Annotated in this window: 31 protein-coding genes; 12 read left to right on the top strand and 19 right to left on the bottom strand. The window is 69.7% G+C overall.

Going from position 1 to position 25430, the window contains the following annotated elements:
• Positions 1–17 precede the first annotated feature (17 nt).
• On the bottom strand, positions 18–881 hold the full coding sequence (locus ncot_RS02175; RefSeq protein WP_168616130.1) for a crotonase/enoyl-CoA hydratase family protein: 864 nt from the start codon (positions 879–881) through the stop codon (positions 18–20).
• Between the two features lie 116 nt (positions 882–997).
• Between ncot_RS02175 and ncot_RS02170 the strand changes: the two genes are divergently transcribed.
• A complete protein-coding gene (locus ncot_RS02170; RefSeq protein ID WP_168616129.1) occupies positions 998–1432 on the top strand; it encodes a universal stress protein in 435 nt (144 codons plus the stop codon).
• A gap of 35 nt (positions 1433–1467) precedes the next feature.
• Here the strand turns inward: ncot_RS02170 and ncot_RS02165 are convergent, their stop codons facing one another.
• The 3 genes from ncot_RS02165 to ncot_RS02155 are packed head-to-tail and all read right to left on the bottom strand — an operon-like array spanning position 1468 to position 3400.
• Complete coding sequence (locus ncot_RS02165; protein ID WP_168616128.1) at positions 1468–2415, bottom strand: nitronate monooxygenase; 948 nt, start codon at positions 2413–2415, stop codon at positions 1468–1470.
• Positions 2416–2444: 29 nt separating this feature from the next.
• Entirely contained in the window at positions 2445–2645 is a 201-nt protein-coding gene (locus tag ncot_RS02160) for a hypothetical protein (RefSeq protein WP_168615744.1), read from the bottom strand.
• Positions 2645–3400, bottom strand: a complete 756-nt coding sequence (locus tag ncot_RS02155; RefSeq protein WP_168616127.1) for an SDR family oxidoreductase — start codon at positions 3398–3400, stop codon at positions 2645–2647. The genes ncot_RS02160 and ncot_RS02155 overlap by 1 nt, the downstream gene beginning before the upstream one ends.
• Positions 3401–3623: 223 nt before the next feature.
• Here ncot_RS02155 and ncot_RS02150 point away from each other — a divergent pair, with 223 nt between their 5' ends.
• The 3 genes from ncot_RS02150 (at position 3624) to ncot_RS02140 (ending at position 5231) form a co-directional block, all read left to right on the top strand.
• Positions 3624–3983 carry a DUF202 domain-containing protein gene (locus tag ncot_RS02150; RefSeq protein ID WP_168616126.1) on the top strand — a complete coding sequence of 120 codons (360 nt, stop codon included), beginning with the start codon at positions 3624–3626 and terminating at the stop codon, positions 3981–3983.
• Positions 3980–4309 carry a DUF202 domain-containing protein gene (locus ncot_RS02145; protein ID WP_168616125.1) on the top strand — a complete coding sequence of 110 codons (330 nt, stop codon included), beginning with the start codon at positions 3980–3982 and terminating at the stop codon, positions 4307–4309. The genes ncot_RS02150 and ncot_RS02145 overlap by 4 nt, the downstream gene beginning before the upstream one ends.
• A gap of 73 nt (positions 4310–4382) precedes the next feature.
• A complete protein-coding gene (locus tag ncot_RS02140; protein WP_168616124.1) occupies positions 4383–5231 on the top strand; it encodes an ERCC4 domain-containing protein in 849 nt (282 codons plus the stop codon).
• 34 nt (positions 5232–5265) lie between these two features.
• Here the strand turns inward: ncot_RS02140 and ncot_RS02135 are convergent, their stop codons facing one another.
• Together ncot_RS02135 and ncot_RS02130 are read right to left on the bottom strand one after the other, a co-directional pair.
• Positions 5266–5943: a GAF and ANTAR domain-containing protein gene (locus ncot_RS02135; RefSeq protein WP_168616123.1), complete on the bottom strand. Its 678-nt coding sequence runs from the start codon at positions 5941–5943 to the stop codon at positions 5266–5268.
• Between the two features lie 80 nt (positions 5944–6023).
• Positions 6024–7307: a cation:proton antiporter gene (locus ncot_RS02130; protein ID WP_168616122.1), complete on the bottom strand. Its 1284-nt coding sequence runs from the start codon at positions 7305–7307 to the stop codon at positions 6024–6026.
• A 162-nt stretch (positions 7308–7469) separates the two neighbouring features.
• Here ncot_RS02130 and ncot_RS02125 point away from each other — a divergent pair, with 162 nt between their 5' ends.
• Positions 7470–8876 (top strand): HNH endonuclease signature motif containing protein, encoded by a 1407-nt coding sequence (locus tag ncot_RS02125; RefSeq protein WP_168616121.1) that lies wholly within the window; start codon positions 7470–7472, stop codon positions 8874–8876.
• A 16-nt stretch (positions 8877–8892) separates the two neighbouring features.
• Here ncot_RS02125 and ncot_RS02120 read toward each other — a convergent pair whose 3' ends face one another.
• The 5 genes from ncot_RS02120 to ncot_RS02100 all read right to left on the bottom strand — a co-directional run bounded on the left by ncot_RS02120 (position 8893) and on the right by ncot_RS02100 (position 11454).
• On the bottom strand, positions 8893–9744 hold the full coding sequence (locus ncot_RS02120) for an FG-GAP-like repeat-containing protein (RefSeq protein ID WP_168616120.1): 852 nt from the start codon (positions 9742–9744) through the stop codon (positions 8893–8895).
• A 174-nt stretch (positions 9745–9918) separates the two neighbouring features.
• On the bottom strand, positions 9919–10074 hold the full coding sequence (locus tag ncot_RS02115; protein ID WP_168616119.1) for a hypothetical protein: 156 nt from the start codon (positions 10072–10074) through the stop codon (positions 9919–9921).
• Positions 10075–10085: 11 nt separating this feature from the next.
• Positions 10086–10457 (bottom strand): hypothetical protein, encoded by a 372-nt coding sequence (locus tag ncot_RS02110; protein WP_168616118.1) that lies wholly within the window; start codon positions 10455–10457, stop codon positions 10086–10088.
• 32 nt (positions 10458–10489) lie between these two features.
• On the bottom strand, positions 10490–11095 hold the full coding sequence (locus ncot_RS02105; RefSeq protein ID WP_168616117.1) for a hypothetical protein: 606 nt from the start codon (positions 11093–11095) through the stop codon (positions 10490–10492).
• Positions 11092–11454, bottom strand: a complete 363-nt coding sequence (locus ncot_RS02100; protein ID WP_168616116.1) for a phosphomannose isomerase type II C-terminal cupin domain — start codon at positions 11452–11454, stop codon at positions 11092–11094. The genes ncot_RS02105 and ncot_RS02100 overlap by 4 nt, the downstream gene beginning before the upstream one ends.
• A gap of 96 nt (positions 11455–11550) precedes the next feature.
• Here ncot_RS02100 and ncot_RS02095 point away from each other — a divergent pair, with 96 nt between their 5' ends.
• A complete protein-coding gene (locus ncot_RS02095) occupies positions 11551–11928 on the top strand; it encodes a hypothetical protein (RefSeq protein WP_168616115.1) in 378 nt (125 codons plus the stop codon).
• Positions 11929–11961: 33 nt separating this feature from the next.
• On the opposite strand, the gene ncot_RS02090 is transcribed toward ncot_RS02095, so the two are convergent.
• The 5 genes from ncot_RS02090 to ncot_RS02070 all read right to left on the bottom strand — a co-directional run bounded on the left by ncot_RS02090 (position 11962) and on the right by ncot_RS02070 (position 15875).
• Positions 11962–13368: a hypothetical protein gene (locus ncot_RS02090; RefSeq protein ID WP_168616114.1), complete on the bottom strand. Its 1407-nt coding sequence runs from the start codon at positions 13366–13368 to the stop codon at positions 11962–11964.
• Between the two features lie 11 nt (positions 13369–13379).
• Entirely contained in the window at positions 13380–14345 is a 966-nt protein-coding gene (locus ncot_RS02085; RefSeq protein WP_168616113.1) for a folate-binding protein YgfZ, read from the bottom strand.
• A 149-nt stretch (positions 14346–14494) separates the two neighbouring features.
• Positions 14495–14917: a Fur family transcriptional regulator gene (locus tag ncot_RS02080; protein WP_168616112.1), complete on the bottom strand. Its 423-nt coding sequence runs from the start codon at positions 14915–14917 to the stop codon at positions 14495–14497.
• Between the two features lie 30 nt (positions 14918–14947).
• Positions 14948–15442, bottom strand: coding sequence for an FABP family protein (locus tag ncot_RS02075; RefSeq protein ID WP_168616111.1), 495 nt, complete (start codon positions 15440–15442; stop codon positions 14948–14950).
• A gap of 52 nt (positions 15443–15494) precedes the next feature.
• The gene (locus ncot_RS02070; protein ID WP_168616110.1) at positions 15495–15875 is read right to left on the bottom strand and encodes a hypothetical protein; all 381 of its coding nucleotides are present in this window, start codon (positions 15873–15875) and stop codon (positions 15495–15497) included.
• Positions 15876–15954: 79 nt separating this feature from the next.
• Between ncot_RS02070 and ncot_RS02065 the strand changes: the two genes are divergently transcribed.
• Positions 15955–16317, top strand: coding sequence for a DsrE family protein (locus ncot_RS02065; protein ID WP_168616109.1), 363 nt, complete (start codon positions 15955–15957; stop codon positions 16315–16317).
• Positions 16318–16321: 4 nt separating this feature from the next.
• Here the strand turns inward: ncot_RS02065 and ncot_RS02060 are convergent, their stop codons facing one another.
• The 3 genes from ncot_RS02060 to ncot_RS02050 all read right to left on the bottom strand — a co-directional run bounded on the left by ncot_RS02060 (position 16322) and on the right by ncot_RS02050 (position 19518).
• Positions 16322–16918 (bottom strand): protein tyrosine phosphatase, encoded by a 597-nt coding sequence (locus ncot_RS02060; RefSeq protein WP_168616108.1) that lies wholly within the window; start codon positions 16916–16918, stop codon positions 16322–16324.
• Between the two features lie 29 nt (positions 16919–16947).
• The gene (locus ncot_RS02055; protein WP_168616107.1) at positions 16948–18531 is read right to left on the bottom strand and encodes a sugar transferase; all 1584 of its coding nucleotides are present in this window, start codon (positions 18529–18531) and stop codon (positions 16948–16950) included.
• Between the two features lie 156 nt (positions 18532–18687).
• Positions 18688–19518, bottom strand: coding sequence for a 3-keto-5-aminohexanoate cleavage protein (locus tag ncot_RS02050; protein WP_168616106.1), 831 nt, complete (start codon positions 19516–19518; stop codon positions 18688–18690).
• Between the two features lie 117 nt (positions 19519–19635).
• Between ncot_RS02050 and ncot_RS02045 the strand changes: the two genes are divergently transcribed.
• Genes ncot_RS02045 through ncot_RS02025 form a run of 5 tightly spaced genes read left to right on the top strand, consistent with a single transcriptional unit; the run spans position 19636 to position 25416 of the window.
• Complete coding sequence (locus tag ncot_RS02045) at positions 19636–21021, top strand: polysaccharide biosynthesis tyrosine autokinase (protein WP_168616105.1); 1386 nt, start codon at positions 19636–19638, stop codon at positions 21019–21021.
• Between the two features lie 7 nt (positions 21022–21028).
• On the top strand, positions 21029–22369 hold the full coding sequence (locus tag ncot_RS02040; RefSeq protein WP_168616104.1) for a hypothetical protein: 1341 nt from the start codon (positions 21029–21031) through the stop codon (positions 22367–22369).
• Complete coding sequence (locus tag ncot_RS02035; RefSeq protein WP_168616103.1) at positions 22366–23157, top strand: FkbM family methyltransferase; 792 nt, start codon at positions 22366–22368, stop codon at positions 23155–23157. The genes ncot_RS02040 and ncot_RS02035 overlap by 4 nt, the downstream gene beginning before the upstream one ends.
• Before the next feature lies 1 nt (position 23158).
• Positions 23159–24463, top strand: coding sequence for a glycosyltransferase family 61 protein (locus tag ncot_RS02030; protein ID WP_168616102.1), 1305 nt, complete (start codon positions 23159–23161; stop codon positions 24461–24463).
• Positions 24460–25416 carry a UDP-glucuronic acid decarboxylase family protein gene (locus ncot_RS02025; protein ID WP_240938026.1) on the top strand — a complete coding sequence of 319 codons (957 nt, stop codon included), beginning with the start codon at positions 24460–24462 and terminating at the stop codon, positions 25414–25416. The genes ncot_RS02030 and ncot_RS02025 overlap by 4 nt, the downstream gene beginning before the upstream one ends.
• Positions 25417–25430: the final 14 nt, after the last annotated feature.

Raw genomic sequence — 25430 nt, 5'->3', positions numbered from 1 at the left:
AGCATGAGCAGCACCGCTCACTGCTTGAACTCCGGCTCGTCCCACCAGGGGAACGCCGCGGGGGCGTCCTGGAGCAGCTGGCCGGGGAAGTCGGGGCTGCGCTTCTCGAGGAAGGCGGCGATCCCCTCGGCGACGTCCGGGGACTGGCCCAAGGTGTAGTTGAGCTTGGAGTCGACCCGGTGGGCGTCCATCGGGTGGTCGGAGCCGGCGAAGCGCCAGAGCATCTGCCGGATCATGCCGACGGCCACCGGGGCGGTGTTGTCGGCGATCTCGCGAGCCTTCGCGTAGGCGGCCGGCAGGAGGTCGTCCGCGGCGTGGACACTGCTGACCAGGCCCGCCTCGAGCGCCTCCTGGGCGGGCACGAGGCGACCCGTGAAGCACCAGTCGGCCGCCGTGGAGATGCCGACCTTCTTCGGCAGGAACCAGGTGGCGCAGGCCTCGGGGACCAGACCACGGCGCGCGAAGACGAAGCCGATGCGGGCCGTGTCGGCCGCCATCAGGATGTCCATCGGGAGCAGCATCGTCGCACCGAGCCCGGCGGCGACGCCGTTGATCGCACCGATCACCGGCTTGGTGCTCTCGAAGATCTGGAGGGTGATCTGGCCACCGCCGTCACGGTAGTCCTCCACGTTGTCGGCCCAGCCGCGAGCCTTCGGGTCGAAGGTCTTGGAGCCTCCGGAGACATCCGCACCGGCACAGTAGGCCTTGCCGCTGCCGGTGACCACGATGACCGCGACGTCGGGGTCCTCGTTGGCCTTGGCGAAGGCCTCGATGAGCTCCTCGCGCATCTGCTGAGTCACGGCGTTCATCTTGTCGGGACGATTCAGCGTGAGCGTCAGGATCTTGTCGTCGACGGTGTAGTCGATCGTCTCGAAGGTCATCGTTCTCCTCAGTGTCTGGCGGTCAGGGCCGCTCAATGGTTACTATGAGTTACGAAGCCAACCATGTCAACCCCTCGTCCGAGACGCACGCGTCCCGGCCTCCGGAAGGAATCTCCATGACCAGCAGAATTCTCGTCGGCGTCGACGGATCCGAGACTGCCGCCGCTGCCGCGCACACCGCTGCCCGCCTGGCCCGTGCGCTGGGTGCCCAGCTGCACGTCGTGTCGGCCTTCACCCGCAACGAGATCGAGCGCATCGAGCAGGGCAGCGACGTCTTCATCCACACCAACGAGACCGGCGCGCTCACCGTGGCCGACCAGGAGGCCAGCGCGCTGCGCGCGGAGTTCGCCGGGCTCGCGGTCGAGACGACGGCTGCCGCGGGCAAGCCCGCCGAGATCCTCGTCAATCTCGCCAAGGAGCTCGAGACCGACCTGATCGTGGTCGGCAACAAGCGCGTCCAGGGCCTCGGCCGGGTGCTCGGCAGCATCGCCAAGGACGTGGCCCAGCACGCCCCCTGCGACGTCTACATCGCCCACACCCACCACCGCTGACCTACGAAGCGCGGATCTCGGTGCCCGGGTGGTGATCAGACCAGGACACCCCCGCGGAAGCGGTCCAGGCGGGACAGCGCGACCCCGTAGTCAGCGACGAGCTGGTCGACCACGTCGGCCACGGCCGGCGCGTCCTGGATGACCTGGATCCCCTGCCCGGCGGCCCAGATGTCCTTCCAGCGGGTGTGTCCGTTGCCGCTGCCGTAGGCGCGCTTCTCCGGGGCGACCAGGTTGTCGGGGTCCAGGCCGTTCTCGACGAGGCTCGGACGCAGCCACGAGGCGGGGGTGCCGGTGATGCCGTCACTGACGATCAGGTCGTCGGTTCCGGAGTCGACGACCATCTGCTTGTAGGCGTCGGGAGCCATGCTCTCCCTGGTGGCCAGGAACCGGGTCCCGACGTAGACCAGGTCAGCACCCGCGGCCACGGCTCCGGCCACGCCGTGCCCGTCGGCGATGCCGCCACCGACCGCGACGATGCCGTCGAAGAAGTCCCGCACCGCGGAGACGAAGGCGAAGGGGTTCAGGTGGCCGGTGTGGCCCCCCGAGCCGGAGGAGACGCAGGCCAGCCCGTCGGCTCTTGCAGCGGCCGCCTTGTGCGCCAGCTTGAGGCTGACCACATCGGCGATGACCGTGCCGCCGTACCCCTTGACGACCTCCATCACCGGCCGCGGCGACCCGAGCGCGGTGATCACGATCGGCGGCTTGTGCTCGGCCACCACCTTGAGGTCCTCGGCCAGGCGCGGGTTGCTGCTGTGGGTGACCATGTTCAGCGCCCACGGCTTGGTGACGCCGTCCTCGGTCAGCCCGTCGGTGACGGTGCCCAGCCAGCGGTCGAGCTCCTCGGTGGTCCGGCAGTTGGGGGCCGGGAACGAGCCGAGGACGCCCGCCTTGCTGGCCGCGATCACCAGCTCCGGCCCGGAGATCAGGAACATCGGGGCGGCGACGACCGGCAGCCGCAGGTCGTTGAGGACAGGGTGGGTCATGGGAGTCTCGTCTCTTCTGGGGTGGGGGGTCAGTCGGCGGCACGAGCCGTACGACGCATCGCCTGGCGTCGCAGCTCGGCACGGGCCAGGGCGTTCTGGTGGACCTCGTCCGGGCCGTCGGCGAAGCGGAGCGTCCGGATCCCGGCGACCTGCGGCTGCTGCTCGACGAACCAGTCCCGGAAGGCGCCGAGGTCCAGGCCCGGCAGGTCCTTCCCAGGCACGTCACCCATCAGACACCCCCGGTGAGGAGCAGTCCGCCGTCGACGGCCAGCAGCTGGCCGGTCATCCACGCGGACTCGTCGGAGAGCAGGAAGGCGACCACGCTGCCGATGTCCCCGGGGACACCGAGCCGCTTCAAGGGGTACGCCGCCGCGACCTCGTCCTCGCGGCCCTCGTAGAGAGCCGTCGCGAACTTGGTCTTGACCACTGCGGGAGCCACGGCGTTGACGCGGATGTCGGGGCCGAGCTCGACCGCGAGCTCCTGCGTGAGGTGGGTCAGCATGGCCTTGCTGGCGCCGTACATCCCGATGCCTGGCGCCGGGCGCATGCCGGCCACCGAGGAGACGTTGACGACCGCACCGCCGTGGTCGGCCAGCCAGGCCCGGTGGACCTGCTGGGTCCAGGAGAGGGCGGCCAGCACGTTGACCTCGACGACCTTGCGGGCAGCCTTGAGGTCGAGGTCGATCATCGGGCCGTGCACCGGGTTGATGCCCGCGTTGTTGACCAACAGGTCGGCGCTGCCGAACGCGTCGATCGCCCGCTCGACCGTCTCGGCCTGGTGGTCGACGTCGTCGGCGTGACCGGCGATGCCGAGCGCGTGCTCGGGGCCACCGAGGCTCGCGACCGCCTCGTCGAGTGCCTCCGCGCTGCGACCGGTGACGACGACCGTGGCCCCGTCGTCGACGAGCTGACGGGCGATGCCCAGCCCGATGCCTCGACTGGCGCCGGTGACGATGGCAGTCCTGCCCGCGAATCTCCGGGTCATGCCGACCTCCTCCAGGTGTGCCCGCCGCGCCGCGAACCGGGGCAGACGAATGCGAGAGCGTTGTCGCTCATCCAGTAGACTTCTGAATACGTAGCATTCCGAAGATCGTGGATTCCGTCAAGCGCAGTCCCGTGTGGCCGGGATCACACCCCTTCCCAGCCCAGCGCGCGGGGCGGGCGACGAGAATGACGATTAGCAGCACCCCCTCCCGGAGAGTGAGCACGTGAAGGACCACAAGCGATGGCCCGGCTGGGTCTATGCCGAAGGCAGCGAGCCCGACTACCGGTTCAGCTTCGCCAACGAGCGCACGTTCCTGGCGTGGATCCGCACCGCACTCGCCCTGCTCGCGGCCGGAGTCGCCCTCGACGTCGTCGAACTCTCCATCCCCACCGGCGCGCAGCGGGCCCTGGCCGTGCTCCTGGTGACCCTCGGTCTCGTCAGCGCCGTGGTGGCCTGGGTGCGTTGGGCCCTGGCCGAGCGCGCGATGCGCGAGTCGGCCCCCCTCCCGGCCTTCGGATTCGGCGCCATGTTCACCCTCGCGATGGTGGTGGCCGCAGTCGTGCTGGTCGCCGTCGGCCTGTGACTGCGCCGTACGCCGCCGCCGGCGACGACGGGCTCTCCAACGAGCGCACCGCACTGGCCTGGCAGCGCACCGCGCTGTCGCTCGCCGCGGCCTGCGCCATCATGGCCCGGCTGACCTGGTCGACCCTCGGGCCGGTCGCGATCGTGCTGCTCTCCACTGCCCTGGTCCTCAGCGCGTGGGTCTTCCTGGCAAGCTGGCTCCGCTACTCACATGACGCGGGCACCCGCAGGCGCCCCGGACCGCGCGGAGGACGCGCACCGTTGGCGCTCGCCGTGGCAACCGCACTCATCGCCACCACCGAGCTGGCCGCGGTCGCCTTCCGCTGACCCTGCCGCCCGCCACGCTCCCGACCCGGACCGCAGGCCCTTCCGCGACCGCCTGATCCGCGCAGGGCCGTGCGTGTACCGTCGCAGTGTGGTCGACATGGGTCCGGTGCTGGTTGACCACCGCGAGCGCAACAGTCCGATCCCGGACGCCCTCGACGCCGCCGGTCTCGACGTTCGCCTGACCGACCTGCCGGTCGGTGACTACGTGCTCGGCCCCGGGCTGGCCGTGGAGCGCAAGGGACCGAACGACCTCGGGGCCTCGATCCGCGACCGGCGCATCTTCGACCAGGCCGTGCGCCTGCAGTCCGCCTTCCCCCAGGCGGTCCTGCTGCTGGAGGGCGAGCCGCGTGGCATCGCCGAGGACGCCTGGCGCGGCGCCGTGTGCCGACTCGTCGAGGACGGGTTCAGCGTGCTGCACAGCCTGGACGCCGAGGACAGCGCGGCGTGGATCATCCGCCTCGCCAAGCGGGCCCGCCGCGCCGGTCCGACCCCCCACACCGAGGGTCCGCGCCGCGCACCCCGCCACCCTTCCGCGCAGGCCGAGGCGATGCTCTCGGTCGTGCCCGGCATCAGTGCCACCATGGCCCGCAGCCTGCTCGCCGCCTTCGGCAGCCTGGCCGCGGTCGCCGCCGCGGCGCCCGCGGGGCTGCAACGCCACCCGGGCATCGGCCGGGTGCGGGCGGCGCGGCTCGCGCAAGCGCTGCACGGGGAGTACGTCGCACTCGGCGACCGCGACCCTGAGCCCGGTCGACCCGTCCGAGGCACCCGACCCGCACGCCGGTGGGTGCTGGCACCGCCGGACCCGAGCGTCGAGGCCGAGTCGTTCGACCGTCGCGCGATCGCCCTGCGCGCACTGCGCTCGGCGCCCGCCGGGACCCAGCTGATCGACGGCCTCACGGGCGAGGTGTCCGCCACCGCCTGAGGACTCGGTGCCCGCCGGGACCGTGACCCGGGCGTCAGCCCCTGGACCGGCGTCCGGGGCTGCTGATCAGCTGATCGACCACGTCACCCAGCTTCTGGTCACGGTCCTGGGCGAACTGCTGGAGGATGCGGAACGCGTCATCGGGCGCCAGTCCGAATCGCTCCATCAGCATGCCTTGGGCGATGCCCAGCCGTTTGCGCGAGTCGAGCGAGACGTCGAAGTCGTCGCGGTGCAGGGAGTGCGACAGGGCCAGTGCGGCATGACGCGCGAAGATGTGCGCGAACGCCACGACGTCCTTCGCGAAGGTCCGCTCCTCCGTCCAGTAGAGGTTGAGGGAGCCGACCCGACCTCGCTCCGTGCTGCTCAGCTGCACCGCGAGCACGCTGGCCACCCCCAGCTCCGCTGCCTTCGGCCCCCAGGTGGGCCATCGCGGGTCAGTCGCCAAGGACTCGGAGAGGACCAGCTCGCCCCTCCACGTGCTGTCCACGCAGCAACCCTCGTTCAGCTCGTACTGCAGGTGGTCGACCTGCTCCACCAGGAAGTCGGTCGGGGCGATGGTCTCCAGGTGACCACCGGGTCCGAGCAGGGTGATGCCGGCGTGGTCAGCCTCGAGCTGCTTCAGGGCATGGCCGACCACCTGCTCGGCGGTCTCGACGGCAGATCCGGACAGCTTCAGCTCTTCGACGAAGGCTTCGAAGTCTTGGCTCAACATGCTGGGTTCTCCTGACACGATCGAACGGGTGCCATTGTGCTCCCAAAGCAGGCCGCCGTGCGACAGAAGTCCCGAAGTCGTCAGGACGGGTTCTCGCTCCCGATCCGTCTCATCACCGGCGACGCGAGCACCCCGTGCACGAAGACCGACAGCACGATCGTGAACACGATCGTCGACCACAGCCAGTCCGTGCCCAGCTCGGGCGCCTCACCCGCGGCGTAGGCCAGGTAGAAGATCGACCCGATGCCGCGGACGCCGAAGAACGCAGCGGCCCAGCGCTGGCCGCGGTCGAGCTGCGGTCGCTCGCGGGAGGCGTACGGCGCCAGCGCGAGGATTCCGGTGAGCGGACGCACCAGGAACACCAGGGCCACCCCCAGCACCACCCCGCGCCAGTCGAGGCTCTCGAGCAGTCCGCGGCTCAACGCGACACCCATGACCAGCAGCACGAACAGCGTGAGCAGGCGCTCGAGCCGCAGCACGATGTCGTGCATCGCCGCGTGGTAGTCGTGCGACCGCTCGGCCGAGCGGAACGTCATGGCGCAGACGAAGACCGACAGGAACCCGTAGCCGCCGACGACCTCGCCCACGCCGTACGCCGTCACGAGCGCGGCCAGCGCCATCAACGACTCTCCCCGCTCGGCGACGCGCAGGGAGCGCGAGCCGGAGCGGAATGCTGCGTAGGACAGCGCCCTGCCGACGACGATGCCGACGACCACCCCGATGACGACCTTGCCGAGCAGGTCGAAGCCGATCCACCTCGGCAACCAGTCGCCGACCGTCTCGTGACCGGCCAGCAGGATCGCGGCGTGGACGAAGGGGAAGGCGAGGCTGTCGTTGAAGCCGGCCTCCGAGGTGAGCGCGAAGCGGAGCTCGTCGGACTCGTCCACCTCCTGCTCCTCACCCGCTGTCTGCGGACCCGCCACCTGCACGTCGGAGGCGAGCACCGGATCGGTCGGCGCCAGCGCCGCACCGAGCAGCAGCGCCACGGCGGCCGGCAGGCCCAGTGCCCACCCGAGGAGGGCGACGCCCGCGATGGTGAGCGGCATCGCCACGACGAGCAGGCGCCACGTCGTGCTCCACCGCGCCCAGGACGCTCGGCTGCGCAGGTCCAGCGGACGGTCGATCGCGAGCCCGACGCCCATCAGCGCGACGATCACGACGAGCTCCGTGACGTGCTCGATCGCTGCGCGGTTCTCCTGGGGGTCCAGCGGCAGGCCGTCCGGCAGCGACGTGAAGCCCGAGGCGATGCCGATCGCCACCAGCACCATCGGCGCCGAGATCGCCCACCGGTCGAGCAGCTCGGGCAGGACCACGGCGAGCAGCAGGCTCAGTCCAGCAGCGACCCAGACGAGGTCAGCGTGCATGGGCTCTCCCCTCGCTGCGACTGGGTTTCTGTACCCATGAGCAATACGAACAACCCCGGCGACCGCTGGCCGCGCACCACAACACCGCACCAGACGAAATCTCCTTCCACAGATTCCGCCAGGCCATTGACCCCCATTTCCGGTCGGCGTATCATCGAACACATGTTCGAAACATTCACTCGTCGTCACCCGGAGCAGGCCGCTCCGGTCGCTGTGGCGCCCGTGGATGCGACGACAGTGACCGCGTGGGCAACGGCCTTGGTCGAGGCCGTCGAGAGCGTGGACGACGATTCTGAGCGCATCGATCTGACCACCGAGCTCGAGAAGCTCAAGCGCATCATCGGCTCGGTGCAGGCCGACCTCGCCGTCGACTTCGACACCTCGATGCGGGCGAAGGCTGAAGAGCGCGGAGTCGGCAAGCGGATGCAGGGTCGCGGCATCGACACCCAACTCGGCGCTGCGCGCATGGAGTCACCTACTCGCGCCAGGAAGCACCTCTGCCTGGCCAAGGTGCTCCGCAAGGAGATGCCCAACACCCACGCCGCCTTCCGCTCCGGCGCGATCAGCGAGTGGGGCGTCACGCAACTGGTCAAGGAGACCGCTGCGGTCGAGCTCGACGCCCGCCAACGGATCGACGAGGAGATCGCCGGCGACTCCGAGGCGCTCATGAAGATGAGTGACAAGCAGATCGGCAACGAGGCCAGCAAGCGTGCCGGCCAACTCGACCCCGCCTCGGTCGCCCGGGCCCGTGCCAAGGCAGAGAAGGACCGCTGCGTCACGATTCGCCCCGCCCCCGACACGATGACCTACGTCACCGCTCACCTGCCGGTTGCCCAAGGCGTTGCTGTTGTCGCTGCTCTGAAGGCGGCCGGCGACACCCTGACCAACTCCGGTGACGAGCGTTCCCGCAGCCAGATCATGGCCGACACCTTCGTGGAGCGCATCACCGGACAGTCCGCGGCCCCCGCCACCCCTGTCGCAGTCAACCTCGTCGTCTCCGACTCGACCCTCCTCGGCGCCGACAACGCCGCCCACCTCGACGGCCACGGCCCGATCCCCGCCGACCTGGCCCGCAACCTCCTCGCCAACAGCATCGAAGCCGGCCTCACCACCTGGCTCCGCAAGGTGTATGCCGGAGCACACGGTGGCCTCGTGGCAATGGACTCACAGGCCCGCATCGTCCCCGCCGGCCTCGCCCGACTCCTCCGACTCCGCGACGGTGGCACCTGCCGCAACCTGTGGTGTGACGCCCCCATCCGCCACATCGATCACGTGCAAGGCGTCGCCGAGGGTGGCGCGACCGCCGAGGCCAACCTGCAAGGTCTCTGCGAGGCCTGCAACTACGCCAAGGAGGCGCCCGGCTGGTCAGCCTCCGGCACCCATCCACCCGGCCAGCGACATCAGGTCACCACCACCACACCGACCGGACATCGCTACACCTCGACGGCGCCGCCGTTGCCCGGCCACGTTCCACAGGCTCCGGACCAAACCGCTGACCCGGCTCCGCAGAAGCCGCGCGTCCTCACCATCGAGCTCTACCGCGGACCCGCACTGGAATACGCCGCCTGATCCTGAGCACATACGCCTAGTTGAACCAGAAGATGTCCGTCTTCCCATCACCATTGAAGTCACCAGGAATCGGCGTGTAATTGCTCCCCTTCACCGCCGCGCTCACACCAGTCTTGAACTTGCCCCCACCGGTCGCCAACCAGATCGAATCCTTCGCACTACCCGGGTGGTTGCACCAGAAGATGTCCGACTTTCCATCTCCGTTGTAGTCAGTTGCACTCGGAGCACTGTGGCGCAAACTGGATGGGGCCTTTCGCAGCAGTTTCGTGCCGGCCCACTGATTGGCTACTCCCGGCATTGTCATGTTGGGAGCACCAGAAAAACGAGCTCGATGCACATCATCAAATGGCACCTTTGTTCCGCCACACCCCGTACCAGTTCGCGCGCTCAGATGAAGATGCGCGTATCCACCATTACCTTCGGAACCAGCGGCCGCCACCACGCCGATCTTCTGCCCCACAGAGACTCGGCCAGTTGACCGACGACTCGCGAGGTGGCCAAAGTACATGGATCCTCCAGCGTCAAAAGTTATGCAGATTCCGCCGAGACCACCGCCCAGATTGACGAGCTGTCCTGAAGCCGGGGCGTAAACTGGTTTGCCGTTCGCGTCGTTCGCTCCACCCCAGCATCCATTGGATCCTCGACCGCTGTAGGTCGTTAGATCCAGCGCCGGATCCCCAGTATGGCTTGGCCTTCCGTTGTATCCCTGGCAGACGTACCACGCCTGACCGCTTGCGAAGGGAAGCCTCAAGGTTGACGGGAATGCCTCTGCACGATCGGGTTGCAGGCTCAGACCTGCCAGAGCAGAGATGATGAGGAGCGGGGTGATTCCCAACAGGCATAGCACCCTCATGCGCTTATTGCTCACGAAAGTCTCCAATCGCTCGACGGGGCATTGGCCGGCTGCCGCAGACCTCGATCAAGGTCAAAGTAGAAGGCGCCCGCGACTCCTGGAAGTCGTCCGATTGGGGGACAAGCAACCCGTTCGTTAGGGGACGACAAGCATTCGTGCTCGACGCCCGTCAGTCGGCCGGGCAGACGATCAGGCTTCTCTGGGCGCACACATCAGGCCGACTCCGGCGACTGTGAGTGCCACACCGAGCAGCGACCACTGGATGTCGCTCTGACCGGAAGTCATCGCGCTGATCAGTGCGATGAGCACGCCTACGAAGGTTGCCGTCTGTCCGAGTGCGCGCATGGACACGGACTCTATCCCTGCCCTGTCGCGGGCCTGAGCATGGAGGCCCCGACCCACATCGTCACGATCGCCCAGCCGTCGCCATCGGGTGCGGCGACGGCGATGTTGCCCTCCCACGCTGCGCCCGGGCTTGCTTGACGCCACGCGAGCAGCAACGCGGCCTGGCGACCGTGCGGGCCGGCATACCAGCAGTGCTTGAGGTCGGGCGGGGTGACCTCGGGCGTGCGTGGGCTCGACGGCCGTCCTCGTTCCTCGGACTGCTCGACCACCGGAGTTCCGTTCTGCTCGACTGCCTCGGCGGAACCCTCAGCGTTGCGGCGCGTGGCGGCGACCCGCTCGGCCATCGTGCCGTGATTGCTGCGCCTGCTCCAACCACCCGCCATGGCCCAAGCCTAGGCGGCCGGGGTGACAGCGATCAGATCGTCCAGACCCACGTGGCCAGGGTCTCGTCGATGACTGCGGTGCGCTCCGACGGCGTGACGGAAGGACTGAAGGAGAAGGTCACCACATAGACCTGGCCGTCCCCGGCCGTGGGATAGAACTGCTCGATGTAGTAGTCGACGCCCCGGTTGCTCATGCTCCCCATCACGTGGAGGGAGTCCATGCCGGAGATCCGCACGTTGTCGCCGAAGGAGACCTTGACGTCGGCGGCGGCGAACTCGGCCCTGATCTGCTGGCGGGTCACGCTCGGCGCCGGCGAGAGGAGCACGTTGACGTTGTCGGAGAAGCCGTCGGCGTCGTGGAGGTCGACCGCGAACGCGTCGAACTCACCGGGTGGTGTCCGGCTGGGCTGCCCCCAGCCCTCCGGGACGTCGAAGGTGTAGCCGGTGCCGTTGACCGTCGACCCGAAGGACTCGGGGACGCCGTCGGAGCCCGAGGGCGAAGAGGTCTCGGCCGGGGCCGAGGAGATCGACGACGCCGGGTCGCCGACAGTCGCACCATCGCTCGAGCTGGAGTCGTCGCATCCGGCCAGGACCAGCGCCGTCGCCAGGACAGCAGCGACAGCGAGGGCGCGGGTCATGAAGCCGCGTCGTCCTCTCGGCCGTAGTCGTCCTCGAGCCGGGTGATGTCGTCCTCGCCGGTGTAGGCACCGTGCTGGACCTCGACGATCACCAGCTCCTCGGAGTGCTCGTTGGTGATCCGGTGTGCGGCACCGACGGGCACGTCGATCGACTCCCCGGGGCCGGCCACGATCGTCTCGTCGTCGATGACACAGGTGGCGATGCCGAAGATGATCACCCAGTGCTCGGAGCGGTGCTTGTGGGTCTGGTAGGACAGCCGCTGGCCGGGGTGCACCTGGATCCGCTTGACCTTGTAGCCCTGGTTCTCGTCCAGCACATGCCAAGACCCCCAGGGTCGCTCGGCCGATTCGAGTGCCATGTCCATCCCTTTCCACGTCCGTCGTGGTCACCCTACGTGTTGCGACCTCCCCTCCAACGTCACAGGCCCCGCGGAGTCACGGATAGGGTTCGCGACATGTCCCGCACGCGTGCCGCCCTTCCGGTCGTCCTCACCATCGGCGCCCTGCTGCTCACCGGCTGCAACGAGGACAACCCACGCGAGGCCCCGAAGGACGCGTCGCGGGCCGACTTCTGCACGACGTACGCCGCCCTGCTGGAGGCACCCGGAACCGCCACCACGAAGGACCTCCGCACCCTCCAGGACGACCTGCTCCACGCGGGCACCCCCGAGGGCATCCCTGCCGGGGCACGCGAGGCCTTCGAGCAGGTCACCGACTCGAGCGTGCAGTTCAAGGACGGCGACGCGTTCCGCGACCTTGCCACCCTGCCCACCGGCAACGGCAGGAACGCGGCTCAGCTGGAGCGCTACTACGAGGACACCTGCCCCGACTGACCGTCCTGGCCGGCTGGCCCAGGGGCCGACCGCTCAGGCGTGGATCGCCGGGCCGTGCTCGTGCCACCAGCGAGCGTTCTGTCGCTGCCAGCGAGGAGCGGTGGTCGACTCCGCGAGGACCGCGATGCCGGGAGAACCGGTCATTCCCAACGCATAGACGCGGGCCCGCGAGATCGGCTGCTGCTCCGGCGGGATGCCGCCGCGCCGCAGGATCTGGTCGGCCGTGCCGGAGTACGTCGTGTGGCCGTAGGCCATCGTCGCCCTCTCGGCGACTGCCGGGTCGGGGTCGTGCAGCAACGGGATCAGCTGCAGCGTGCTGCCCTCGCTGACCACATGGCTGAGCGCCTTCGCGCCCCGACGGCGCAGGCCCACCGGCACTCCGGGCTGCCGGAGCAGGCCGATCAGCGCGTGCGCGAGGCCGGGCTGGAACGGTGAGGCACTCAGCAGCAACGTCGCCCGCCACCTGAGCTCCGGGTTCGACACGAACAGGCACTGGTGGACCAACGACTCCAGCCGCGCCACGACCGGCTCACCACCGGCCGGCCAGTCGGCGAGGGAGCGCTGCGCCAGGTCATGGCTCCACCGGCTCGCCTCCGGCACCGAGATCGCGGCCATCGGGTCCGCCACCTCGGCGGCACTGACCCGGCCGTCCCGGGCCAGCACCTCAGCCAGTCCGGCCGGCAGCACGCCGATCAGCTGGCCGAGGTCCTCGTGGGCCACCACCGGGTCGGAGCGCCAGCTCTTCAGCACGCCGAGCACCACCCGCGACCGCTCGGCCTCCGTGAACTCGCCCCGGGCCAGTGTCTCGGCAGCGAGCTCGGCGGCGTACTGCCGTTGCGAGCGCGACCTCGTGGTCTCCAGCAGCTCGAGGAGCACCCCGCGCGACTCGGCGGTCGGGATCTGCTCGAGCAGCCCGATCGTCTCCACGAACGACGGGCCCTCCGGGTCGCCGAGGCAGTCACGGATCGCGCGCACCATCGGCCCCTGCAGGGCCGGCACCTCGGCGATGTCGAGCGCAGCGGACCGCATCATCCGAAAGGCGTGCTTGACCCCGCGCGGGAGTGCGTTGGCCAGCCGGAAGAGCAGCGCCTCGAGGGCCTCGCCCTGCGGCGCCCGTGCCGGGTCGTCGCGGATCGACGCCCCGATGTCCCACCACTGGGCGGCCGAGGCACGTCCTTCGAGCGCCACCTCGAGGAGCTCTCCGAACGCCTCACCGACCGTCGCCGGGCGACGGGAGGACGGTGGCGACGGAAGACGGACCAGGTCGATCAACGAGGTCAGCGTGCCCCGTGCCAGCCGGGCCCGCCCCTCGGTGTCCGCGCACTCGTCGTACGTCGGCACCCAGCCGGTGTGCCACGCAGCGACCTGACCGCTCACGTCGTCGCCGATCGTGTGGCGCCACGACAGGACCAGCCACCCGAGGTGACGGTCCGGCTCCACGAAACCCCGGCTCAGCCGCGCAGGTTGGGGCGCACGTGGAGGCCGGCGTCGGGGTCGACGACGACCTCTTGGCCGGCGGGGATCCCGTCGACGGCCAGGGTCGCGTCGACCGGCACGTTGCGCTTGAGCATGGCCAGTGCGATGGGGCCGAGCTCGTGGTGGCGCGCGGAGGTTCCGACGAAGCCGATCGCCTTCTCCCCGTTGAACACCTCGGAGCCGCGTGCCGGCAGCCGGTTCTCGGAGCCGTCGAGGTGGAGCAGCGTGAGTCGACGCGGGGGGCGCCCCAGCGTGTGCACCCGGGCGACGGTCTCCTGGCCGCGGTAGCAACCCTTGTCGAGGTGCACCGCGGTGGTGATCCAACCGGCCTCGTTGGGGATCGTGCGGTGGTCGGTGTCGAGGCCCATCCGGGCCTCGCCGCGAGCGATCCGCAGCGCCTCGAAGGCCCAGGTGCCGGCCGCCGGGCCGGCCGCTTCGGCGTACGCCGTCAACCGGTCGCGCGGGACGAATTCGTAGCCGTCGAACGGCACTCCCTCGCGCTTGGCCGGACGCCACGTCACCGCGGTGTCGGCAGTGACGTCGTCGATCTCGGCGCGCATCATGAAGCGCATCTTGAGCAGGAAGTCGATCAGCGGTTGGGCCTGCCCCGGCTCGACGTGGGCGGTGAACGTCTCGCTCTCGGCGTCGTCGGCGCCGTACATCGCGTGCTCGACGTGACCCTGCGGGCTGAGGATGAGCGCCATCGTGGGCTTCCCCGAGCCGAGGGCCTCCTCGTGCTGGGTGGTCAGCGAGTGCAGCCAGGTGAGCCGGTCCGGCCCGGCGATGCGGATCACCTCGCGGTGGGAGAGATCCACGAAGCCGTCGCCCTGCTCAAGGGCACGCTGCTCGGTGTTGAAGGAGCCGTAGTGGGCGGCCACCGGGGCGTCGACGCCGTCACCGGAGACCGCGCCGGGCAGGTCGAGGAGGGGGCTGGAAGTCACGGCCCCAGCCTACGCGCCGCCCGGTTCCCCGTGGCTCCTCGTCAAATTTTCACCGGGTCGCTACTGTGTGTGGTTGGTGCGGATCGCAGCCCCACCCCCGATTGGGCTGCGGTCCGCATCTTCGTGCTCGGAGCGACTCGGCCCCGGGATCAGGCCGGTGCGTCTCGGCAGTCGGCGCAGCTCCCGAACACCGTCAGGTGCCCGATGTCGGGCAGGAAGCCGAAGTCCTGCTGCAACCGGCCGGAGAGCTGCTCGACCACCTCGGGATCGACCGAGATGACCTTCTCGCAGCCGCGACAGATCAGGTGGAAGTGCTCCGCGCCGCCGACCGAGTGGTAGGTCGGAGCCCGATCGCTCAGATGCATGTGGCGCACCAGGCCGAGCTCCTCGAGCACCTCGAGGTTGCGATAGACCGTCGAGAGGTTCACCGCCCGGGAGTGCTTGTGCACCTCGGCCAGCAGCTGCTCGGGGGTGGCGTGGCCCAGGGTGTCGACGGCACGCAGGATCAGCTCGCGCTGGGGTGTCATCCGCTTCCCGCTGGAGCGGATCCGTTCGGCGAAGTCGTCACTCATCGTCGTGGCTCCCTGCCGTTCACCTGCGGATCACTGCCTCTGCAGGCGGGCCCAGATGTGCGGCTGCAGGGGCTGGCCCATCGCGGCCATGTCGAACGCGTAGAGCAGGTCGCCCTCGACGTTGCCGTAGAGCCGCTTGCCGGCGGTGTACTCCTTGGCGCTCTCGGTCCGCACGATCGCGTCGGTGGCGATCTCCATGCGGGCCTCGCCTGCGGTGCCGTACCAGACCTCGACGAAGCCGGTGTTGTGCGTCATCACGACCTCGACCTTGCCCTCGGGCCGGCAGCGCACGAAGCCGGTCTCCACGGCGGCGTCGCGGACCTTGCTGCCCTCGTCGTCGACGACCCAGGCCCGCGCCATGTAGTGGAAGAACGGCCGACCGTCGTGGGTGAAGATCAGCTCCTGGCCGAACTCGAACTTGTCGATCGTCGGGTAGTCGCCGTGGCCGTTGCCACGCCAGGTGCCCAGCATCCAGGCGATGGGGGCGCAGTCGGGGTGCAGGTTGTCAGGGAGCTCGAACGGCATGGGCGCCAGTGTAGGTCCTGCCCGTCCTGCCCCCCGACAACCGCACGACTGGTCAGAGCTGCCAGGAGGCGAGCTTGTTGGCCAGCTTGTACTTGCCGTCGCCCTTCTTGATGAAGGCGACGCCCACCGACGAGTACTTGGGGCAGCCCTTGTAGCCACGCGACTCGATGGTGCGGCGACCGTCCTTGACCCGCTGCGCCAGCGTGCCCTTGGTGCCGAAGATGCGCGCGACCTTGGCCTTGGTCATGCCCTTCTTGACCTTCCGGAACTCCTTCTTCGACACGCAGCCGGCCTGTGCCACGACCTGCGAGGCGACCGGTGCCGACACGGCCGTGGTCGCAGCAGATGCGGACGAGCTGGCGAGTCCGACCGTTCCGGTGGTCGCGATGACCAGGGAGGCGGCGGCCAGGCCCTGGATGAAGACGTTGCGCATGTGTTCCCGTTTCTCTGTCCCCGAGACGAACCCCCTTGGTCCGGCGCGGGCATCCTGTCCACCGCCTAGGGTTTCAAACATGGCTCGCAAACTTGTGATCAAGGTGACCTGCGGCAGCGAGGACCCCGAGCGCTGCAACCAGGCCTTCACCGTGGCCTCCACGGCCGCCGTCTCGGGCATCGACGTCAGCCTGTGGTTGACCGGCGAGGCCGCGTGGTTCGCCGTACCCGGCAAGGCGGAGGAGTTCTCCCTGCCCCTGGCTGCCCCGCTGGCCGACCTGCTGGCCAGCGTCCGCGAGGCCGGCCGGGTGACGCTGTGCACCCAGTGCGCCGACCGACGGTCGATCACGCCCGAGGACACCCTGCCCGGCATCCGCGTGGCCGGGGCTCCCGTGTTCGTCGAGGAGGCACTCGGCGAGGGCGTCCAGGCGCTCGTCTACTGAGTGGTCACAACGGATCGTGCAACACCTGGGCGAGCCTCGAGACCTGCTCGTCCATGAGCTCTGCCACTGAGTCGTAGGTCTGCGGAGACCGCCCGATCGGGTCGGTGATGTCGACGTCGTCGAGTCGCAGGATTCCTCGGCCGCGCGAGCAGTCCTCGACCACCTTCGCCAGTGCCGAGGAGCGATCAGGTGCCGGCGGCCTGGCAGCCCGCGCACCGGACTGACCTTCTCCGGCTGCGCGGTGGGCCTCCGCCAGGGAGACGAACTCGCGCACGGTGAAGGCGCGACGCAGCGAGCCGGGTGCGTCCTCGAGCAGGCGTGAGCGGATGTCGCGGGTCGCGGCCAGGACCAGGTCGGCCCCGTCGGCCAGCTCGGAGCTGAGCTGCCGAGCCACGAAGCCGTCGGCCGACCCGCCGCGCTCGGCCAGCGTGCGGGCGGACTCCGGGTGCATCGGCCGTCCACGCAGGGCACGTACGCCGGCACTGGTCACGGTGTAGTCGTCCCCGATGCCCAGCTCGTCGAGCCGGTGCCGCAACAAGCGCTCACCGAACGGGGAGCGGCACACGTTGCCGATGCAGACGAACAGGACCGAGAAGCTCACCGGGCAAGGCTAGCCGCGGCGTTGTCGCCTCAGTAGGCGCCCTTCGAGAGCAGCACCGCACGCACGGTCTTCAGCAGGATGATCACGTCGCCGATCAAGGACCAGTTGTCGACGTAGTAGAGGTCCATCCGGACCGCCTCGTCGAACGGCAGGTCGCTGCGCCCGGAGACCTGCCACAGGCCGGTCAGCCCGGGGCGCACCAGCAGCCGTCGGTGCATGTCGACCGGATAGTCGGCCACCTCGGTGGGCAGCGGTGGGCGGGGCCCGACCACGCTCATCTGGTTGGCCAGCACGTTGAACAGCTGCGGGATCTCGTCGAGGGAGTACTTGCGCAGCACCCTGCCCAAGCGGGTGACCCGCGGGTCGTCCTTGAGCTTGAACAGCACGCCGTCGGCGTCGTTGAGTGCCGCCACCTCGGCCAGCCTGCGGTCGGCGTCGACCACCATCGAGCGGAACTTCCACATCCCGAAGGTCTCGTTGTCACGACCGCTGCGGCACTGGCGGTAGAACACCGGGCCGCCGTCCTGGAGCTTGATGGCCAGCGCGATGACGGCCATCACCGGGGCGAAGACCAGCAGCATGGCCGAGGCCACGACGAGGTCGAAGATGCGCTTGGTGAGCCCGGCAGCCCGACCGACCTGGGGCTTGTCGACGTGCACCAGCGGCAGGCCGCCGACCTGGCGCATGTGGATGCGGGGGCCGGCGACGTCGATCAGCCCGGGGACGACGACGAGGTCGACGTCGAGGTTCTCCAGCTGCCAGCCGATCCGCCGCAGCGCCTGCGAGGAGCTGTGGCCGCCACCGGCCACCAGCACCGTGTCGGCACCGGTCACCCGGCAGGCGCCGACCACGTCGTCGCTGCCACCCAGGATCGGCACCGGCTGCTCACGCAGCTGCTTCTCGGTGAGCTGACCGAGGTGGTGGGAGGGCACGCACGCGCCGACCAGCGTGTAGCCGGCCCACGACAGTCGCTCCAGGCTGGTCTTCACCTCGTCGAGCGCCTCGGGGCTGCACACCGCGACCACCCGGGCGTGCAGCCTGCCGCGCTGGCGCAACGCGTGCAGCACCTTGCGCAGGGCATAGCGGGTGGCGAGCAGCAGCAGGGTGCCGACGACGAAGCAGAGGATCACGTAGCCCCGCGAGATGGTGCTGCGGCTGAGGAACGAGACGGTGCCCACGGCACCGATCGCCATCAACGAGGCCACCGCCACCCGACGGAACTCCTCGGTGCCGCCCCCGAGGATGCGGCGGGCGTAGGCACCGGACAGGGCCAGGCACGCCATCCAGATCAGGAACACGAACGGGGCGGTGCCGTTGAGCACCGCGAACTCGAGGTAGGTGTCCTTCTCGAGCACCCCGTCGAGCTGGGCCCGGAACGAGACCGCGATGACGGCGCTCAGGGCCAGGACGAGCACGTCGGCCAGGGCGACGAAGGCGACCACGTTCCTGAGCCGGCCGGCCAGCGGGCTGCTCCTCGGTGGGTCGTCGAGGTCACTGGTCGGCGGGGTGTCGACGGGGTCGAGCCTCGGGGCCGGCAGCAGCTCGAGGTCGCTCTCCGTGAGCGCAGGCGACGGCGGCTCAGCGACATCCGCGCGGGAGGCGAACTCCGTCATCCTCGACCTCATTCCGAAGGGTGGCTCCGGATGGGTCAACGACACCTCCCCGTGGAGGTCACGGCCTCATCTCACCGGCTTCTCACGTCTGCCGGGTGGGTCACCACCAGCAGCAGACTGGAGTGGGGCAGGCGCCTGGCGGCCGGACCGGCCCCCTCAGAGGGGGCGGGTGCCGAGCAGCGCCCGCGCCTCGTCGGGCGTCATCGGGGTGCGCTGGGCCAGCTCGCCCATCGCCACCGCCCGCTCGACGAGCTGGGCGTTCGACTCGACCGGCACCCCCTTGGCGAGGGTGAGCACGTCCTCCATGCCGACGCGCAGGTGGCCACCCTTGGCCAACGAGGCGAGGCCCACCGACAGGGTGCTGCGACCGATGCCGGTGGCACCCCAGCTGGTCACCTCCGCCGGAAGTGCCGCCACCGCGGCGACCAACGCGTCCGCCGTACCGGGCATGCCACCGGGCACGCCCATCACCAGGTCGACGTGCACCTTGCCGCCGTACGGCAGGCCGAACCTGGCCAGCAGCCGGCTGAGCGCGTGCACGTGGCCGAGGTCGAAGAGCTCGAACTCCGGCACCACCTCGCGCTCCTGGGAGAGCTGGTAGAGGTCGCAGATGAACGGCCACGGGTTGAGGAAGACGTCGTCGCCGAAGTTCGTCGTACCCATCGTCAACGAGCAGGAGTCGGGCGCCGCGTCGAGCACCTTCAACCGCTGCTCGAGCGGGTCGTGGACCGAGCCGCCGGTGGAGAGCTGGACGACCAGGTCGGTCTCCGAGCGCAGCGCGTCGACGGTGTCCTTGAGCCGAGTGCCGTCGAGGGTTGGACGGTGCTCGTCGTCGCGGATGTGGACGTGGATCATCGCCGCCCCGGCCGCCCGGCACTCCTTCGCGGTGGCGACGAGCTCCTCGAGCGTGGTGGGCAGCTGCGGGCAATCAGCCTTGGCGGTCTCGGCGCCGGTGGGCGCGACCGTGATCAGGAGGGATGCAGACATGGTCAGCATGCTGCCAGAAGCGACGGGGAGAACACTGCGCGGACGGGCCACGCGGAGTAACGGAACGGCCTAGACTTCGTTGAGTCGGCGACAGCACATCTACCCCAAAGGCTCGGCGTGGACTTCAAAGACCTCTTGCGCACTGCTCGTCGACGTTGGAAGACGATCGTCGCACTCCTCCTGATCGCCCTCGTGGCGGCCGGGGCCTACTCGTTCCTGGTCACCCCGAAGTACGAGTCGAACGCCCGCGTCTTCATCTCTACCGACGTCGAGGACTCCTCCGAGGCGATCGCCGCCAGCCTGGTCTCCTCCGGCCGCGTCTCGTCGTACGCCGACCTGGCCACCAGCCGCGAGATCATGGAGAAGGTGATCGGCGAGCTCAACCTCGAGGAGAGCCCCTCCGAGCTGGCCGACATGATCAAGGCCGAGGTCGAGCCGCTGACGGTGATCATCGACATCACCGTGAACCACCCGGACCCCAAGATCGCCCAGGCCATCGCGCAGTCCGAGGCCGAGCAGCTGACGAAGTACATCACCCGCATCGACGCCCCGAACCGTGCCGCGACCCCGATCCGGGCCACGGTGGCCGACCCGGCCAGCTACAACGCCGAGCCGGTCTCCCCGCGCACCCTGCTCAACCTCGCGGTCGCCGGGCTGATCGGGCTGGTCATCGGCTGCGGCGTGGCCGTCCTCCGCGAGATCACCGACAACACCGTCAAGACCGCCGAGGACATCCGCAAGATCACCGAGACCGGCGTGGTCGCCAACATCGGCTTCGACAGCGACGTGCCGACCCACCCGCTGCTCACCGACCTCAACGGGTTCGCCCCACGCGCCGAGGCGTTCCGGGTGCTGCGCACCAACCTCGACTACCTCGACCTCGACGCCCAGCCGAAGTCGTTCGTGATCACCTCCGCCCTGCCCGGCGAGGGCAAGACCACCACCTCGACCAACCTCGCCATCGCCCTGGCCCAGGCCGGACGCCGGGTCCTGCTCGTCGACGGCGACCTGCGTCGACCGCGCGTGGCCGGGCTGCTCGGCCTCGAGGGCAAGGTCGGCCTGACCACCGTGCTGGTCGGCAAGAGCTCGCTGGTCGACAGCATCCAGCAGCACGGCGACACCGGCGTCGACTTCCTCGGCGGCGGCCCGATCCCGCCCAACCCCACCGAGGTGCTGCAGTCCAACGCCACCCGCGACCTGATCCGCAAGATGCGCGACATGTACGACGTCGTCATCATCGACGCTCCCCCGCTGCTCCCGGTCGCCGACGCCGCGATCCTGGCCCGGGCCGCCGACGGTGCACTGATGGTCATCCGCCACGGCAAGACCACCAAGGAGCAGCTCCACGACGCCTGCCAGCGCATCGACCAGGTCGACGCCCGTCTCTACGGCGTGGTGGTCAACATGGCCCCGCGCCGCGGCCAGCAGGACTACTACTACTACTACGCCGACGAGACCGACCCGGCGATCAAGTCGGGCCGCTGGGTTTCGCTGAAGCCCTGATCCCCAGATGACCTCCATCGCCACCTACGGATCCGGGCTGCTGGCCCTGGTCGGGCTGCTGGCGTTGGCCACCCTCGGCACCTTCGGGATGATCGCTGCGGTGGTCCTCGCCGTCGGCCTGACCATGCTGATCACCCTCGGCACCGACCGGCTGGGCACCCTCGCCATGATCGCGGCGATGGTCTTCGCCCCGATGAACGACGTCCGACCCTCGCAGTCGGTGTCGTTCGTGACGTTCTCCGACCTGTTCTTCGCTGCCGGCTTCGCGCTGCTGGTCCCGACCATGCTGCAGCGCAAGGCCAAGGTGCCGATGGGGTTCGCGGTCGCGGGGTCTCTGATCCTGGTGCTCACCGTGGTCGCGTCGCTGCTCAACGAGGCGCCGCTGATCAGCCTCAACTACGGCTTCCGGCTCGTCGCCTCGGTCGTCGTGCTCCCGCTCCTGTTCCTGTGGTGGCGCCCCTCCGTCAAGCTGGTCGACGGGCTGGCCTGGTCGTTCGTGGCCGGCACGACGATCAGCCTTCTCGGCGGCTTCGTCACCGGCCCGCAGCCCAACGGGCGCTACCTGGGACTCACCACCCACACCAACTTCTTCGCGCTCGGCGCGCTGATGGCCTTCGGGATGCTGATCCACCTCTGGTCGCGCCACCAGAACCGGTGGATGCGGTTCCTGGTGCTGTCCGGGGGTGGCATGGCCCTGGCCAGCGCCGTGCTGTCCGGCAGCCGGGCCGCCCTGCTCGCGATGGTGATGCTCGCGCTGCTCTATCCGCTGGTCGAGCGATCGGTGATGTCGGCCTACCTCGTCGTCTCGACCGCGCTCCTGGGCATCGCCTCGCTCAACTGGTTGATCTCGGTCGCCGGCGAGGGCTCGGCCCTGGCCCGGCTCAAGGGCGACTCCACGGCGTCCTACTCCGACCTCGCCCGGGAGAAGGCGTTCGCCACCGGCATCGAGGAGTTCCTCGCCAAACCCTTGCAGGGCAACGGATTCGACATCACCGCACTCGACGCGCACAACGTCTATCTGCAGGTCGCCGTCGGCATCGGCATCTTCGGTGCACTGGCGTTCGTGATGCTGTTGTGGAACTTCATCGTCCCGCTCTTCCAGCCCGGGCCGTTGCGCCGACTGGGCTACGTGCCGCTCTCCTACGCCGCCGTCGCGGTGATCACGAACTCACTGTGGGACCGCTTCGTGTGGGCCGGCCTCGCGCTGGCGATCCTGGCCGCGGTGCACACCGAGGAGCCGGACGCGCCGGCTCCTGCCGCTCCGTCCCCCACCGAGCGCGACCTCGCCTTCCCGGTTCGTGATCCCCGCGGCCACCTCACCACCACGCACAATTCGGAGTCCATGTGAGCCGTCGACCCAGCCTCGCCGTACGCCGAGTGCGCCAGACCCTGCAGTACGCCAACGGCGTACCGCTGCTGTTCAACCTCGCCTCCGCGCGGACGCCGTGGCGGCGTCCGTCGCTGACCTATCGCCTGCGAGGTGGCGGCGAGGTGTCCTGCCCCAACGTGGCCGGTGCCCGGGTGCCCATCTACGAGGTGTTCTCCGAGGACGCCTACCGGATGAAGGAGACCCTCTCCGGCCTGCCGCCGGCACTGGTCGCGCTCGACATCGGCGGCCAGGTCGGCTGCTTCTCGCTGGCCCTGGTGCGCGCCGCGAAGCGGGTCAAGGTGCACGCCTACGAGGCCTCCCCCTCGACGGCGGAGTGGCTGCGCCGCAACGTCACGGCCAACGGCTTCGACGACTCGGTGACGGTGCACGCGACGGCGGTCTCCGACCACCAGGGCTCGCTGGCGTTCGCCGACAACGGCCACGCGTCCGGCCTGAACGGCCTCACCGCGCCGGCGGGGTCCGCGGACCTGGTCTCGGTGCGCTGCATCCCCTTCTCGGCCGCGGTGGCCAACGCCGGCGGGCGGGTCGACCTGGTCAAGATCGACACCGAGGGCGCTGAGTACGACATCGTGCTGGGCTCCTCGCCCGCCGACTGGGAATCGGTCTCGCGCGTGGTCATGGAGTACCACGACGTGCCCGGCCACTCGTGGGACGAGCTGTCCGCGTTCTTCACCGCGTGTGGTTTCACGCTGCGTCGGCACGAGCCGGCCGGTCCGCGACAGGGCACCGTCTGGCTGGCCCGCTGACGTGTCCCGCCTGCCCAACTGGCTCGAGCCTGCCTTTCCCTACGTGAAGCGGGCGCACCGCTTCGCCACCCGTCGCGTCGGCGCGATCACCCGCGCCCCAGCTGCCGGTCGTCACGCCCAGCCCGGCGCTGGCGGCAGTCACGCCCCGCCTCGTGCGCGCAGCTTCGCCGCGCGCTCCGACGAACGCGACCCACGCCCACGCCTGCCCCACGTCGGCACCGCGTCGGTCGACGAGACCGTCCGCCTCGACCCGGCTGCCGACGTACGACTCCTGGCGCCGGCGCGCCCTGCGCCGCGCACGGAGCCCACCGGCCACTGGTTCTGGCGCGGCCTCGGTGACTACGAGGAGCCCCGCCGCTTCCTGCTCTCGATCGAGGACGGACTGGTCGTCGGCGACTACGCCGCGCACGTGACGCCCGGTGGCGTGCTCGACTACGAGACGTCGGAGTACTACGGCGTCGACGGCTGGCGCGAGCACCCGATCTACCTGCGCGCGCGGATGCCGCAGGTGACCGACGTCGACGGGTCGCTGCTCTCCTTGGCCACCCGCGGCACCGGCGGCAACTACTTCCACTTCGTCACCGACCTGCTGCCCCGGTGGGGTGTCTTCACGGAGGCGCTCGAGCGCGGGCTGGTCGACCGGGTGCCCGACCACCTCCTGCTCAGTCGTGGCTCGCGCTACCAGGAGCAGTTCCTCGACAAGCTCGGCCTCTCCCACGTCTCGACGGTGCCGCCGTTGCGCGACCGGGCCTGGCGCGCGGAGCAGCTGCTGGTTCCCTCGATGACCAACCCCGACACGATGATGCCGCCGTGGTCGACCCAGTGGCTGGCTCGCACGTTCCCACCCTCGGCCGCCGCCTCGACGCTGCCGTCGCGGATCTACATCACCCGCGGGAGCGCGAGGAACACCCGCCGGCTGGTGAACGAGGACGAGATCTTCTCGATCCTCTCCCGGCACGGGTTCGTCAGGATCGACTGCGGGGCGCTCTCCGTGCAGGAGCAGATCGACCACTTCGCCGCGGCCTCGGTGATCGTGGCGCCCCATGGGGCCGCGCTCACCAACCTCAACTTCTGCTCCCCCGGTGTGCGCATCCTCGAGCTCTTCGCGCCCCGCTACCTCAACAAGTGCTTCTGGGCGATCGCCTCGAACATCCCGTCGTCGACGTACGCCCATCTGGTCGGCACCTCCGCGCGCACGGTCCGCGAGGGCAACCCCATGGGCGGCGTGCAGGACGACATCACCATCCCGGTGGCCGAGTTCACCGCAGCGCTCGAGGCGCTGCTCGACAGTGAGGAACAGCAGTGAGCAAGCAACAGCGGTACGTCGTGATGGGCGGCGCCGGCTTCCTCGGCTCGCACCTGTGCGAGCGACTGGTCGGCGAGGGCCACGAGGTGGTCGCGGTCGACAACTTCATCACCGGCTCCGCGTCGAACGTCGCGCACCTCGCCGGGACCCCGCTCTTCTCACTGGTCGAGGCGGACGTCTCGGTGTCGCTGCCCGTGGAGGGCCAGGTCGACGCGGTGCTCAACTTCGCCTCCCCGGCCTCACCTGTGGACTACCTCGAGCACCCGATCGAGACGTTGCACGTCGGCTCGCTCGGCACCATGAACGGGCTCGAGCTGGCCCGCGCGCAGGGCGCCCGCTTCATCATGGCCTCGACCTCCGAGGTGTACGGCGACCCGCAGATCCACCCGCAGACCGAGGACTACTGGGGCCACGTGAACCCCGTCGGACCCCGTAGCGTCTACGACGAGGCGAAGCGGTTCTCCGAGGCGCTGGTGACCGGCTACCGCACGACGTACGGCACCGACACCGGCATCGTCCGCATCTTCAACACCTTCGGGCCGCGGATGCGCCCCAACGACGGTCGTGCGATCCCCAACTTCGTGCGCCAGTCGCTGCGTGGCGACCCGATCACGATCGCCGGCGACGGCAGCCAGACCCGTTCGATCTGCTACGTCGACGACCTGGTGACCGGGATCCTCGCGCTGACGCGCTCCTCGCTGGCCGGTCCGGTCAACATCGGCAACCCGCACGAGATCTCGATGCTGGAGCTGGCCCAGTGGATCGTGAAGCTGGTCGGTTCGTCGTCGGAGACGGTGCACATCGAGCGGCCGGTCGACGACCCGACCGTGCGCCGACCCGACATCACCCTGGCCCAGCGTGAGCTCGGCTGGGAGCCCGAGGTCTCGGCCGACGAGGGCCTGCGCCGCACGATCGAGTGGTTCCGCGAGCACCCCGAGGTCACCGGCCTCTGAGCGCTCCTGGCTCG

The sequence above is a fragment of the Nocardioides sp. JQ2195 genome (assembly GCF_012272695.1).
In the GTDB taxonomy this organism is placed as follows: Bacteria; Actinomycetota; Actinomycetes; order Propionibacteriales; family Nocardioidaceae; genus Nocardioides.
The sequence above is the reverse complement of the archived record's forward strand: the minus strand, read 5'-3'. Positions and strand labels throughout refer to the sequence as shown.

Bases quoted from the DNA above. Each gene is read 5' to 3' on its own strand.
- ncot_RS02175 (WP_168616130.1), bottom strand. From the start codon at position 881: ATGACCTTCGAGACGATCGACTACACCGTCGACGACAAGATCCTGACG.
- ncot_RS02170 (WP_168616129.1), top strand. From the start codon at position 998: ATGACCAGCAGAATTCTCGTCGGCGTCGACGGATCCGAGACTGCCGCC.
- ncot_RS02165 (WP_168616128.1), bottom strand. From the start codon at position 2,415: ATGACCCACCCTGTCCTCAACGACCTGCGGCTGCCGGTCGTCGCCGCC.
- ncot_RS02160 (WP_168615744.1), bottom strand. From the start codon at position 2,645: ATGGGTGACGTGCCTGGGAAGGACCTGCCGGGCCTGGACCTCGGCGCC.
- ncot_RS02155 (WP_168616127.1), bottom strand. From the start codon at position 3,400: ATGACCCGGAGATTCGCGGGCAGGACTGCCATCGTCACCGGCGCCAGT.
- ncot_RS02135 (WP_168616123.1), bottom strand. From the start codon at position 5,943: ATGTTGAGCCAAGACTTCGAAGCCTTCGTCGAAGAGCTGAAGCTGTCC.
- ncot_RS02130 (WP_168616122.1), bottom strand. From the start codon at position 7,307: ATGCACGCTGACCTCGTCTGGGTCGCTGCTGGACTGAGCCTGCTGCTC.
- ncot_RS02125 (WP_168616121.1), top strand. From the start codon at position 7,470: ATGTTCGAAACATTCACTCGTCGTCACCCGGAGCAGGCCGCTCCGGTC.
- ncot_RS02115 (WP_168616119.1), bottom strand. From the start codon at position 10,074: ATGCGCGCACTCGGACAGACGGCAACCTTCGTAGGCGTGCTCATCGCA.
- ncot_RS02110 (WP_168616118.1), bottom strand. From the start codon at position 10,457: ATGGCGGGTGGTTGGAGCAGGCGCAGCAATCACGGCACGATGGCCGAG.
- ncot_RS02105 (WP_168616117.1), bottom strand. From the start codon at position 11,095: ATGACCCGCGCCCTCGCTGTCGCTGCTGTCCTGGCGACGGCGCTGGTC.
- ncot_RS02100 (WP_168616116.1), bottom strand. From the start codon at position 11,454: ATGGCACTCGAATCGGCCGAGCGACCCTGGGGGTCTTGGCATGTGCTG.
- ncot_RS02095 (WP_168616115.1), top strand. From the start codon at position 11,551: ATGTCCCGCACGCGTGCCGCCCTTCCGGTCGTCCTCACCATCGGCGCC.
- ncot_RS02080 (WP_168616112.1), bottom strand. From the start codon at position 14,917: ATGAGTGACGACTTCGCCGAACGGATCCGCTCCAGCGGGAAGCGGATG.
- ncot_RS02075 (WP_168616111.1), bottom strand. From the start codon at position 15,442: ATGCCGTTCGAGCTCCCTGACAACCTGCACCCCGACTGCGCCCCCATC.
- ncot_RS02070 (WP_168616110.1), bottom strand. From the start codon at position 15,875: ATGCGCAACGTCTTCATCCAGGGCCTGGCCGCCGCCTCCCTGGTCATC.
- ncot_RS02065 (WP_168616109.1), top strand. From the start codon at position 15,955: ATGGCTCGCAAACTTGTGATCAAGGTGACCTGCGGCAGCGAGGACCCC.
- ncot_RS02055 (WP_168616107.1), bottom strand. From the start codon at position 18,531: ATGACGGAGTTCGCCTCCCGCGCGGATGTCGCTGAGCCGCCGTCGCCT.
- ncot_RS02050 (WP_168616106.1), bottom strand. From the start codon at position 19,518: ATGTCTGCATCCCTCCTGATCACGGTCGCGCCCACCGGCGCCGAGACC.
- ncot_RS02040 (WP_168616104.1), top strand. From the start codon at position 21,029: ATGACCTCCATCGCCACCTACGGATCCGGGCTGCTGGCCCTGGTCGGG.